This window comes from Mammaliicoccus fleurettii (genome assembly GCF_002018435.1).
GTDB lineage: Bacteria > Bacillota > Bacilli > Staphylococcales > Staphylococcaceae > Mammaliicoccus > Mammaliicoccus fleurettii.
Genome location: NZ_MWJM01000006.1, coordinates 120,693 through 133,141, shown reverse-complemented (window position 1 = coordinate 133,141; position 12,449 = coordinate 120,693). Strand labels below are relative to the sequence as shown.

The window sequence follows — 12,449 nt, the reverse complement described above, 5'->3', positions numbered from 1 at the left end:
TGAAACTGGAGGTTAATATGGAAGAGATACAAGACTTCACTATTATAGATGAAAATAAAATAATTGATGTTGTCATGACAGCTGGTCGAATACTTTTAGAGAGTGGCGCTGAGACGTATAGAGTTGAAGATACAATGGCAAGAATCGCAACAAGCTATGGCTTAGAAAACACACATAGCTTCGTAACTTCTACTGCTATTATCTTTTCTCTTAACGACAGAACAAACACTCGTCTAATAAGAATAGATGAACGTACAACAGATTTAGAAAAAATTTCATTAACGAATCAAATCTCACGAAAAATAGCGAATAATGAATTATCGATAGACGAAGCTAAATCGGAACTCATACATTTGCATCATGCTTCATTGCAGTTTCCTTTTTGGTTAAAAGTATTAGCTGCAGCGATTGCTTCAGCTTGTTTCTTACCTATGTTTGGTGGTAAACAAGCTGAAGTGATTCCATCATTTATAGCTGGTGGTACAGGATATTTAACTATGTCTATTGTTCATAACACAATTAGAATTAAATTCTTTACTGAGTTCATAAGTTCATTGATTATCGCTACAATTGCAACCATAAGTGTTAATTTCTTTATAGGCGTAAATTTAAGCTTAATAACAATTGCTTCAGTAATGCCTCTAGTACCTGGTGTACTTATTACAAATGCAATTCGAGATTTAATGGCTGGTCAACTGCTTGCAGGTATTTCAAAAGGCGTTGAAGCGGCACTAACGGCTTTTGCTATCGGTGCTGGTGTTGCAATCGTGTTATTACTAAGTTAAGGAGGTGCTTTAAATGTTAGATTATATATATCAAATTTTATTAAGTTTTACAGCAACGTTATTTTTCTCTGTCATTTTCAATGCACCTAAGAGACTTTTAATAGCTTGCGGTATCGTTGGCGCAATGGGTTGGATGATTTACACAATTTCGTTAGATTTTGGTATAGATAAAGTACAAGCTTCATTTTATGGTAGCTTTGCATTAGCTTTAATGAGTCATATTATGAGCCGTTATTACAAACGACCAATGATCATATTTATAGTAGCCGGTATTATTCCTCTTGTACCAGGTGGTCTAGCATATGACGCTACTAAAAATTTAGTTATAAATAATTATGACGTTGCAATCAATACAACGTTACAAGCTACATTGATTTCTGGTGCTATCGCATTTGGTATTTTATGTTCAGAAATCATCTTCCAAATCTATGTTCGTTCAAAGCATTCTTTTGCTTCTAGGAAACAAAAGAGCGTATAATAAATACGTAAATAGAAGTAAAAAGGAGCGAGCAATTTGAAACAACGTCTAATTGATCGATTAGAAAGATATGTAAGAATAGATACACAAGCTGATCCATCTAGCCAAACTACACCATCTACTGAGAAGCAATGGGACTTAATTAATCTGCTTCAAGAAGAAATAAAAGCATTAAACCTTGAAGTAGATGTAGATGATAAAGGTTATTTAATGGCAACACTTCCATCAAATACCGATAAAAAGGTTCCAACTATAGGTTTATTAGCTCATATCGATACTTCTCCAGACTATAACGCATCAAATGTTAAACCTTTAATAGTCGAAAAATACGACGGTCAAGATATACAATTAGGAAATTCAGATAAAATACTTAGTCCAAAAACATTTCCACAATTAAACAAAGTAATTGGACATACTTTGATGACGACAGATGGTACATCTTTACTTGGTGCAGATGATAAAGCAGGTGTCGTTGAAATTATGGAAGCCATTATTTATTTGAATGAACATCCTGAAATTAAACATGGTGACATTAGATTTAGTTTTACACCAGATGAAGAAATAGGCAAAGGTCCACATAACTTTGATGTTGAACGATTTAATGCAGATTTTGCTTATACATTAGACGGCAGTCTTGAAGGTGAATTACAATTTGAAAGTTTTAATGCTGCAGCTGCAATAGTAGAAGTGAATGGCGTCAATGTTCATCCAGGCTCAGCTAAAGATGTTATGGTTAACGCTAATACTTTAGCCATGGCTTTTAATGATCAACTTCCTAATCATGAAGTACCAGAACAAACGGATGGATACGAAGGTTTTTACCATCTAACAGATATGTCTGGCACAGTTGAAAAAGCAACACTTCAATATATTATTCGTGATCATGATAAAGCACAATTCGAACGAAGAAAAAATCATTTATTAGATATAGCCAAAATTTTAAATCATAAATATGATAGTGAATTGATTAATGTAACGATCCATGATCAATATTTCAATATGGGTGAAAAAATCAAGCCACATCCTGAGCTTGTTGACATACCAGAGAAAGTTATCAAGTCATTAGGTATAACGCCTATCATTGAACCAATAAGAGGCGGAACTGACGGCTCACAATTATCGTATATGGGCTTACCAACGCCAAACTTATTTACAGGCGGAGCAAACTTCCATGGACCATTTGAATATGCTTCAATAGATGTCATGAAAAAAGCAGTCCACACAATTATCGGTATCGTTTCTGAATTTGAAAAGCAATCATAATAAATCAAAAAACCATGCATACCTGTTAAGATTTACTTAACGGCTATGCATGGTTTTTTTAATCTTTTAATTATAACGATGATTTTAGTAATCTAAGTGACTGCGTTGTTAAATGTCTCAAGGCAATGCCCATTTCTAAATCACTCATCGTATATTGGTCTTTATTAAATACTTTAAACATTGCAGTAACATCTTGTTCTAAATATTGATCGAATTTTTCATCTGTTGCACATATCGCAATATTTATTTTTTGATGTTTTTTACATAATTCTGCTATTCTCACTGAAGTTGTCTCCAACAATTGTTGATTAGGTTGTAAACCTTCACCAAATACAATTAAATCTGCTTGCTCTATTAATTGATCTAAATACGTAAGCTCATTGACTACATCCCCACCAGTAACAAGTTGGGCATCCCATAAACTATTAAATAAAGCAGCTAATCCGCTTCCTGATCCGCCTCTTTCTTCTTTACCTAATAATATTTTATGCTGACTTTTAAATAATTCGCTGATATACCACAATGCATTATCGATTGAAACAGCATCGTCTTTAGCAATTTGATTTAATTCTTGCTCTTTCATAATTCGGCTGTCTTTACCATAGTATTTAGATTCAAAGTCTGTAATGACTTTGATATTTTTATCTTTTAATCTTTTATCTAAATCATATAAATCAATTGTTCTAATATATTTCATCCATTTAGCGCCTTTACTAACATCTACTAAAGCGCCTTCTGCGTCATAGAATTTAGCACCTAACGCTTGTAACATACCAAGCCCACCATCATAACTTGCTACATTCCCTACTGATATCAACATTTCTTTGCTTTCTTCATTCAGTGCTTCTAAAATGACTTCACCTAATCCATACGAACTTGTATTAAGTGGACTAATGATTTCTTCACTTGAAGATAGTATATCCCCTGCTTCTATAACTGTTATATTCTGTTCAGTCACTACATATACAGATGATTTCGGTCTCATATATGCATCATGATGATCTACTGAATATTTTGTTCCGGATTGCCATAATAATACTGAATCTATAACTTCTCTTTGCCCATTAAATAATGGAACTTGTACAATATCCGCTTCATTAAATTGAGACTTTATTGCTTCTTCGACAAATCGATTTGCATGGTAACTAGATAAAATACTATCAAACTCATCCATCGCAACTAATACTCTCATAATTTTCACCTCATGCTTTTTATCATAATTCATTATACTGTTTTTTTACACATTTAACAAAAAAACAAACAGTCTTTTTTGACTGTTTGCTTATTATCAATATTACTCTTCTGCTTTCGATAAACTTGCTACTGTGATATTTTCATGACTCGCATCCCATTCAGCATTCCCATTTACAAAGTAAAATGCTTGTGGCGATTCATGTTTGACTCCAGTTTTGTCAGCTATATAATCAGACAATTCTCTTTCTTCTTGAACAATTAAATAATAACCATCCATGTCTCTTTCATATAAGAATTTGTTAAATTGATCATATGCACTTGCTGAAATAGGACAAGTACCGCTATGTTTCATAACAAATACGTTTGGATTATCATTGAGTACTTTTTCAAATTGATCGATGGAAGTTAATTTCACGACCATTTTAATTCACCTCTATCATAATTTAACCAATACAATTGAACACTATATCATCTATCCATTTATATGGCAAATTCTATTTTTAATAATTGGCTTTATTATCTTTACCCTTAAACTATAATATTAACCACAAGACAATTTTGGTATACTAGTTATATATTAAGGAGGTGCCAGTTTTGTCCAAAGATGCTAAACCCACACTTATTAAAAGATGGGGCATGATTGATACGATTAATGCATGTTTACTTATTATTTCTATACTGTTTTTATTTGATTTTACAAATCAACCTGCATTATCGTTTATTCTTATAATCGCATTTTCTATTTGGTTCGTATCATTAGTAGGCAAAAACATATATTTATCAAAGAATCGTAAAAATGAAGATACCATAAATAAAAAATGAAGAAAACACACCAAAATTAATGTATTTGGTGTGTTTTATTTATCTAACCTTTCGATTGCTTTGTCATACTTTTCATCTTTACCTAGATAAGTAAATTGAGCATTCATACCGTTTGATACTTGTATTTTTTGAAGTTTATCTTCAATTACAATCCCTTTTTTACGTTCTTTATAATAATTAATGAGCGTATAATATACCTCTATTTGAGCTTGTCTCATTTGATTAACTCTTTTAGATGAGATATTCGTTTGATTTAATGATTTAACATTTTTAGAAAACAATGGAATAATTTCACTCTCAATATAATCTGCTCTATCTTGAACATTCTGAGTTTCATTTAAATATTTTGCTTTACTACTTAACTCTTCACTGTTTTTATCAATAACTGAAACGAGTGCTTCATAATCTTCTTTTTCTTCTGCATTATTTTTGGCTAGCTTTGCATTTTTCTCTGCATCAGATTTATTTTGTTCAAAAACACTTGTATATTCTAATATTTTTTCATTAGACTCAATAGATTTTTTGAACAATGAAATATATTCATTTAATTCTGTTATTGTTTTTTCTTTCTTTGCTACGTTACTCACATATATATTATGAGCATCTTTAACATCATTTGTCTTTGCATCTATATTTTCAGCTTGTTTTTTTAGATCTTTGACTTCAGGTATTATCTGCTTTTCAAGCTTATTTTGAAGTTCATCCAACTCTTTACGCTTCTCAACTGTTACTTCCGTGCCAATAAGTTGATCTAACCGGTTTAAGTTTAATTTATCTATATCATTAAGAATTGAATTTTCTTTTTTATAAATAGGTTTCATATCCTTTTTATAATTTTGAAGATCTGAATGTAATTCATTACCACAAGCTGCAATAATAAAGACAAGAACAAACATCATTAAATAAAGTAATTTAATTTTCATCATTGCACCTCTGTTTCACTTGTATTATACCTAATTTCATGGATAATTAAAATGTTATATTGTATATTCAATTATGATTAAAGAAAGGAGTCTTTATGTTAAAACTTCCTCAACCTTTTATTCAACTAAAGTCAACTGATGATTTTAAACTAAATTTTGAAAGAATTCAACATTTATTAATTCATTTATTAGATACACCTGTTTTAGATGTTTACCATATAGGTGGGACAAAGCAAACGAATTATTCTACTGAGCCAATAGTTGATGTCCTTGTAACTGTAAAATCTTTACATGATATTACTAGCTTAGATGAAAAAAGACTGAACTATCACCGTATATATCGATTACATAATGGCTATAACAAAAAAGTTATGATGGCTCAATTTGAAGATTTGATCAGCTTAAAACAAATTACGCGTTTACATATTCTTGAACAAAACAACCAAATGCTTTATGATTATTTAACTGTAGAGTCACTTTTAACAAATGATAAAAATATTATACAAACTTATGACTCATTTAAATTAGCAGCACTACATAGCTCATTTAGCATTAAAGACTATGAAAATCAAAAACAAAAATGGTTTCAACAATTATTAAATGAGCATAAAAATTAACCTATTCGCTTAAGATTATAAATCTTGATATAATAGTAATATGAGCACAATATAGAAAGGACGTCGTACGTTGGACAATCATACAATTTTGGAGGCGTTATCTACTTTCCTCCCTAAATCACTTATAAAAGTGAACGAGCCACTAAAAAAATATACATTCACTAAAACAGGCGGTAAAGCTGACTTTTATTTATCACCAACTTCACATATTGAAGTTCAAAAAATTATAGAGTTTGCATATAACAATCAAATCCCTCTCACATTTTTAGGAAATGGATCTAACATCATCATTCGAGATGGTGGTATAAGAGGTATCGTAATAAGCTTATTACAATTCAACGAAATAACCGTTAATAATCAAACAATTACTTGTGGAAGTGGCGCAGCTATAATAGATGTATCAAGACGTGCTAGAGATCATCATTTAACAGGACTAGAATTTGCTTGTGGTATACCAGGTTCTGTTGGTGGTGCAGTTTATATGAATGCTGGTGCATATGGTGGCGAAGTGAAAGATTGTATAGATCACATTAAAGCTGTTGATGACACAGGCCGATTACATGTAATTAAAGGTGAAGACTTAGAATTAGACTACCGTACAAGTATCGTTCAACGTAAACATTTAGTTGTATTAGAAGCAACATTTAAATTAAAAGACGGTGACATTAATTCAATCCAAGCTACGATGGATGACTTAACACAACGTCGTGAAGATAAACAACCATTAGAATATCCTTCATGTGGAAGTGTATTCCAAAGACCTCCTAATCATTTTGCAGGCAAACTTATTCAAGATGCAGATTTACAAGGTCATAGAATCGGCGGAGTAGAAGTTTCTACAAAACATGCCGGATTTATAGTGAATGTAGATAACGGTACTGCTACAGACTATGAAAATATAATAAAACATGTACAAAATGTAGTAAAAGAAAAATTCGACATAGAATTAAAAAGAGAAGTTAGAATTATAGGAGAACAGTTAGAAGATTAAAAGTGCTTTATTTTTTTGTATAAGAATGGATATTTTGTCACGATTTTGTAAAGTGCTGACGCCTGAGGGAATAGTATGCGTGAGAGACTACAGGCTCGAACCATACCCTAGGCAAGCATGCACGTACAAAATCGTAGATTTTATAAATAAAGAAAAAAGAGCTAATCCGAAAATATGGATTAGCTCTTTTTATTTGAGAATGGGTATTTATGTGCCAGCCTCTTTTTATTTATTCTAAACCTTTAATTACTTCGTCTACTTGTTTTTCAGTTGTTCTTACGCCACCTGAAGCTAAGTACCATAATTGTGGATCAACATTAACTACTTTTTTATCTTTAATTGCCTTTACATCTTTAATGACATCGTTTGATAATGCTTTGTTTGAGCTTTCTTTACCACCGATTGCTTTACCTCTATCCATTGCGTAAATAATGTCTGGATTCTTCTCAGTTACATATTCATAACTGATTGGTTGACCGTGACCACTTGATTTAATATTTTTATCAACTGGTTTAACGCCTAGTACATCATAAATTAAGCTACCAAATCTAGCACCAGGTCCATATGTAGATAGTTCACCTTCGTTAACTAGTAAGTACATTGCTTTGTCATCTGATTTTTCAGCTTTTTCTTTTGCTGTTTTTACTTTCTTATCTAAACCAGCAATTAATTCTTTTGCTTTATCTTCTTTATCAAAGATTTTACCTAAATTAGTTGTATTTTGTTCCACTGATTTTAATAAGTTTTTATCATCAGCGCCAACGTATAATCTAGCTGCATCTGGAGCTGCTTTTTTCAATTCATCTTGTACTTCTGTACCTGCTGTACGACCAGAGAATAAGATTAAATCTGGTTGAATTTCAGCAATCTTGTCATAATTCACTTCTTTTACTGAACCTGTGTTCACAACGTCATCGCCTTTAAACGTGTCTAAGAATCCAGGTAATGACGCGCCATTTTCCCCTTTTGGCACACCTTTAACTGCATCTTTAGCACCTAAAGCTTCTACTGTATCTAAAGCACCATAATCTAATACGACTACTTTTTTAGGATTTACTGGTACTTTTACTTTTTCTTCAATTTTTTTAGAGTCACTGCCGTCTTTTTTCTCGCCACTAACTTCATATTTCGATTGAATTTCTATAGTTTGAGAACCACTTTTAGTATCATCTTTTGATGACTTTTCGTCTTTGCTGTTTGAGTTACTTCCGCAAGCTACAAGCACTACTGATAACAAGCTAATTATAATAAAACCAAATACTTTCTTCATAGTTCATGATTCTCCTTCTGATTAAATGATATAAAATGTGTCCAAGAACCTATCTGCCCATGTAAAATCAAGCATCACTCCTTTCAATGATTAAAGTATTATTAACTACATAGCTAAAGTTTTAATTTCATCTACTTCAATGTATTCATTATCAAAATAAACACATATACGTTGTCCATTTATTTCTTGTATTTTGATATCTAGATCGTAAATATCACTCAATACCGGTTCATTGATGACCTCGTTTTTAAAACCAGCGATTTCTACTTTTCCATCTTTAATCGCGATAATTCTATCCGAGTAACAAGAAGCAAAGTTTATATCATGTATAACAATTACAATCGTTTTATTCATTTCTTTAACAAGTCTTCTTAAAATTTTCATAATTTGTACAGAATGTTTCATATCTAAATTATTTAATGGCTCATCTAACAATATATAATCAGTATCTTGAGCAATCGTCATAGCAATATATGCTCTTTGTCTCTGTCCACCAGATAATTCACTTAAATATTTATTTTGAATATTTGTTAACCCTAAATAATCGAGTGCTTTATCAATCATAATATTGTCTTGTCTTTTTAATTTACCTTTTGAGTATGGAAATCTACCAAAACTAACGAGTTGTCTTACAGAAATTTTTAATTCCGTATGATTCGTTTGTTTTAAAATAGCGAGCTTTTTAGCAAGTTCGTTACTTTTCATTGAAGCAATATCTTGATTATCTATTTTAATTTTTCCTTTATCTTTTTCAATCAATCGGCTGACCATAGCTAATACCGTACTTTTCCCAGCGCCGTTAGGACCTATAAAAGAAGTGATTTTGCCTTTTTCAATTTCTATATCAACATCATCTACGACTTTATTTTGATGATAAGTTTTTGTTAATCCTTCGACTTTTATCATGCTACATTACGCTCCTTTAAAATTAAGAATATAAAGTAAATACCTCCAATAAAGTTAATCATGATACTAATTTCTGTATTACCTTCAAATAAATGTTCGACAACCCATTGACCTAGAAACAAACTAATCCAACTTATGAGTATAGAAGCTGGCAATATATATTTGTGTTCAAATTCTTTAATAAATTCATGTGCGAGATTAACTACGAGTAAACCTAAAAATGTAATAGGTCCTACTAACGCAGTTGAAATTGTTACAAGCAATGCAACCATAACCATCAGCCATCTCGTAACATTTGTATAATTAACACCTAAGTTTATTGCATGATCTTTTCCTAATGATAATACATCTAAATATGGTCTAATTCTGAACGCTATAATGATCATAATTAACAATGCCGCACCTGATATTGTAAGCAATTCTTCATTAATAGCATTAAAACTTGCAAACATCGCGCTTTGTATAGATAAAAATTCTTCAGGATCAATCATCATTTCAATGAAGCTAGATAAACTGGAGAAGAATGTTCCGAAAACAATACCAAGCAATAGTATAAAGAATACATTTTGATCTTTAGATCTAAATAATATTTGGAATAAAAACAAGCTAAATAAAATCATGCCAACAAGTGTAATAATGAAATTCAAATGATAGTTTAATACAATTGATGAAGTTGAACCGAATATAAATATTAGTGAAGTCTTAATAAACATATATACAGCATCTAAACCGATAATGGATGGTGTCAAAATTCTGTTATTGGTTATCGTTTGAAAAATCACTGTAGAAACAGCAATACTTCCTCCTACTAACAACATAGCGATTACTTTTCTTACACGACCGGTTAATTGGTACTCTAAAATATTCGGATTAATATTATAAAATAAATACAAAGCTGCAATTAGAACAGTTAATACGGATAAAAGGATTAATTTATGTATGGGCGATAATTTATTGAGCATTTCTTGAACGTCCTTTCATCAGCATTACTATAAAAATAAAACTACCAATTACGCCAATTGTTAATCCAATTGTAATTTCATATGGGAAGATGATTAATCTACCTAACACATCGCAAATCATAACAAACAACGCCCCGAATACAGCAGTATGTGGTAGAGCATTTTTTAAATGATCACCTCTAAATATAGAAATTAAGTTTGGAATAATTAAACCTAAGAATGGCATTGTTCCAACTGTTACAACAACTAATGCAGTAATAATCGAAGCGATAATCAGCCCGATATTTACGACTTTTTGATAGTTAAGCCCTAAATTCACACTAAAATCTTTACCCATTCCGGCAATCGTGAATTGGTTCGCAAATATAAATGCAAGTATTAAAAAAGGAATGCTTATGTATAGAATTTCATATCTACCGCTAGTAATAATTGAAAAATTACCTTGCATAAAGTTCCCAATACTTTGAACTGTATTCGTTCTTAAAGCAATAAAAGAAGAAAAACTAGAAACAATATTTCCGAGCATAATACCAACTAGTGGGATGAATATGACATCTTTGAATTGAATTCGTTGAAGAATTTGCATAAACAACATTGTTCCACACAAACTCAACAATGTAGCAAATAGTAATTTGACTAATATATTTGCGTCTGGAAAAGCGATGAGCGCAATTAAGATTCCTAATCTAGCCCAATCCATAGTTCCAGCTGTTGTTGGTGAAACAAATTTATTACGGGTAAGCTGTTGCATAATAAGACCACAAATTGCTAAAGAACTACCCGAAATTATAATACTCACTGTTCTTGGAATTCTACTCGATACTAATATATTTTTTTGTTCATCAGATAAGTTAAATATGTGTAACGGTTTTACTTCGGACACACCTATAAAAATCGAGAAGAATGTCGTGATAACTAATAATACAATCAAAACATCTAAACGCATTAAAAATTTTCCCATGTCACACCCTACTTCTCATTAGTTGATAACGATTATCATTATCTCTATTGTAATGAAGAATAAAATTAAAAGCAATGCTATTTCAAAAAATGATAAGAGGCTGAGACAATTTAATTTGTCTCAGCCTCTTTAAAAATTATTTTATAACAATATCTTTATTAGGCATTGTATGTTGATCTCTAGCTGTTACATGACTGGTTACATTGTATTTACCAGCATCTTTGAATTTGTATTTCAATTTATAAACGCCATCTTTATTTTCTTTAACTTTCTTCATCTCAGAAGAACCTTTGTCTCCATCTTTCACAATTTCGAACATTACTTCATCTGCATCTTTAACCTTTTCTTTACCAAGTGTAACTTCAGCTGATAATTCAACCTCTTCTCCACTTTCCGCCTCTTTCGGTACATTTAATGCTACTTCCAAAGCTTGAGGTTTATCAGACGATTTATGCTCCGAATGATTATGCTCTTCTTCCTTCTTATCATTTCCACATGCAGCTAACACAGATATAACTAATACTGTTAATAAGCCAAGTAAAATTCTTTTCAAGATTAAACCCACCTTTCATCTATTACCTTCATTATAAACAATTACTTTCTATTAAAATCAATTAATATTGAAAAATATGTTAACTTTTTATGGCAAAAGATAATAGTTGTTATTTTGTAATACAGATTAATAAAAAGCATGAGGTCGTTAGGGACATAATTCCGAATAATGTCCGTATGAGGTGCTGTTAGGGACATAATTCCGAATAATGTCCGTATGAGGTGTTGTTAGGGACATAATTCTGAGTAATGTCCGTATGAGGCGCTGTTAGGGACATAATTCTGAGTAATGTCCGTATGAGGTGCTGTTAGGGACATAATTCCGAATAATGTCCGTATGAGGTGTTGTTAGGGACATAATTCTGAGTAATGTCCGTATGAGGCGCTGTTAGGGACATAATTCTGAGTAATGTCCGTATGAGGTGCTGTTAGGGACATAATTCCGAATAATGTCCGTATGAGGTGTTGTTAGGGACATAATTCTGAGTAATGTCCGTATGAGGCGCTGTTAGGGACATAATTCCGAATAATGTCCGTATGAGGTGCTATCTCTAAGGAGCATTATTCGGAATTTTGCCAGTTAGAACAACCTAAGGAGCACTATTCAGAATTATGCCAGTTAGAACTTTCTAAGGAGCACTATTCGGAATTCTGCCAGTTAGAGCTTTCTAAGGAGCACTATTCAGAATTATGCCAGTTAGAACTTTCTAAGGAGCATTATTCAG

Annotated in this window: 14 protein-coding genes; 6 read left to right on the top strand and 8 right to left on the bottom strand. The window is 31.6% G+C overall.

The annotated features are described in order from the left end of the window. Positions 1-17 precede the first annotated feature (17 nt). From B2G86_RS06825 to pepT, 3 genes are read left to right on the top strand one after another with little or no spacing between them, the layout of a single operon-like run. Entirely contained in the window at positions 18-785 is a 768-nt protein-coding gene (locus B2G86_RS06825; protein ID WP_078357382.1) for a threonine/serine exporter family protein, read from the top strand. Positions 786-798: 13 nt separating this feature from the next. Further along, on the top strand, positions 799-1,263 hold the full coding sequence (locus B2G86_RS06820) for a threonine/serine exporter family protein (protein WP_078357381.1): 465 nt from the start codon (positions 799-801) through the stop codon (positions 1,261-1,263). Positions 1,264-1,299: 36 nt separating this feature from the next. Continuing rightward, on the top strand, positions 1,300-2,526 hold the full coding sequence (gene pepT, locus B2G86_RS06815) for a peptidase T (protein WP_078357380.1): 1,227 nt from the start codon (positions 1,300-1,302) through the stop codon (positions 2,524-2,526). A 70-nt stretch (positions 2,527-2,596) separates the two neighbouring features. Here the strand turns inward: pepT and B2G86_RS06810 are convergent, their stop codons facing one another. Both B2G86_RS06810 and ytxJ read right to left on the bottom strand, forming a co-directional pair. Further along, positions 2,597-3,718, bottom strand: coding sequence for a glycerate kinase (locus B2G86_RS06810; protein WP_078357379.1), 1,122 nt, complete (start codon positions 3,716-3,718; stop codon positions 2,597-2,599). 102 nt (positions 3,719-3,820) lie between these two features. Then, on the bottom strand, positions 3,821-4,141 hold the full coding sequence (gene ytxJ, locus B2G86_RS06805; RefSeq protein ID WP_078357378.1) for a bacillithiol system redox-active protein YtxJ: 321 nt from the start codon (positions 4,139-4,141) through the stop codon (positions 3,821-3,823). A gap of 173 nt (positions 4,142-4,314) precedes the next feature. Here ytxJ and B2G86_RS06800 point away from each other — a divergent pair, with 173 nt between their 5' ends. Continuing rightward, a complete protein-coding gene (locus B2G86_RS06800) occupies positions 4,315-4,542 on the top strand; it encodes a hypothetical protein (protein ID WP_078357377.1) in 228 nt (75 codons plus the stop codon). Positions 4,543-4,577: 35 nt separating this feature from the next. Here the strand turns inward: B2G86_RS06800 and B2G86_RS06795 are convergent, their stop codons facing one another. Further along, positions 4,578-5,465 carry an EMYY motif lipoprotein gene (locus B2G86_RS06795; RefSeq protein ID WP_078357376.1) on the bottom strand — a complete coding sequence of 296 codons (888 nt, stop codon included), beginning with the start codon at positions 5,463-5,465 and terminating at the stop codon, positions 4,578-4,580. A gap of 95 nt (positions 5,466-5,560) precedes the next feature. Between B2G86_RS06795 and B2G86_RS06790 the strand changes: the two genes are divergently transcribed. Together B2G86_RS06790 and murB are read left to right on the top strand one after the other, a co-directional pair. Next, positions 5,561-6,082, top strand: a complete 522-nt coding sequence (locus B2G86_RS06790) for a GrpB family protein (protein ID WP_078357375.1) — start codon at positions 5,561-5,563, stop codon at positions 6,080-6,082. Positions 6,083-6,152: 70 nt separating this feature from the next. Beyond that, positions 6,153-7,073 carry a UDP-N-acetylmuramate dehydrogenase gene (murB, locus tag B2G86_RS06785; RefSeq protein ID WP_078357374.1) on the top strand — a complete coding sequence of 307 codons (921 nt, stop codon included), beginning with the start codon at positions 6,153-6,155 and terminating at the stop codon, positions 7,071-7,073. A gap of 229 nt (positions 7,074-7,302) precedes the next feature. Here murB and B2G86_RS06780 read toward each other — a convergent pair whose 3' ends face one another. The 5 genes from B2G86_RS06780 to B2G86_RS06760 form a co-directional block, all read right to left on the bottom strand. Then, complete coding sequence (locus B2G86_RS06780) at positions 7,303-8,343, bottom strand: ferrated catecholamine ABC transporter substrate-binding lipoprotein SstD (RefSeq protein ID WP_078357373.1); 1,041 nt, start codon at positions 8,341-8,343, stop codon at positions 7,303-7,305. A gap of 105 nt (positions 8,344-8,448) precedes the next feature. Beyond that, positions 8,449-9,249 carry an iron ABC transporter ATP-binding protein gene (locus B2G86_RS06775; protein WP_078357372.1) on the bottom strand — a complete coding sequence of 267 codons (801 nt, stop codon included), beginning with the start codon at positions 9,247-9,249 and terminating at the stop codon, positions 8,449-8,451. Beyond that, positions 9,246-10,211, bottom strand: a complete 966-nt coding sequence (locus tag B2G86_RS06770) for an iron chelate uptake ABC transporter family permease subunit (RefSeq protein WP_078357371.1) — start codon at positions 10,209-10,211, stop codon at positions 9,246-9,248. Before B2G86_RS06770 ends, B2G86_RS06775 begins: the two co-directional genes overlap by 4 nt. Beyond that, positions 10,201-11,172: an ABC transporter permease gene (locus tag B2G86_RS06765; RefSeq protein ID WP_078357370.1), complete on the bottom strand. Its 972-nt coding sequence runs from the start codon at positions 11,170-11,172 to the stop codon at positions 10,201-10,203. The genes B2G86_RS06770 and B2G86_RS06765 overlap by 11 nt, the downstream gene beginning before the upstream one ends. A 136-nt stretch (positions 11,173-11,308) precedes the next feature. Beyond that, complete coding sequence (locus tag B2G86_RS06760) at positions 11,309-11,725, bottom strand: FixH family protein (protein WP_078357369.1); 417 nt, start codon at positions 11,723-11,725, stop codon at positions 11,309-11,311. Positions 11,726-12,449 lie beyond the last annotated feature (724 nt).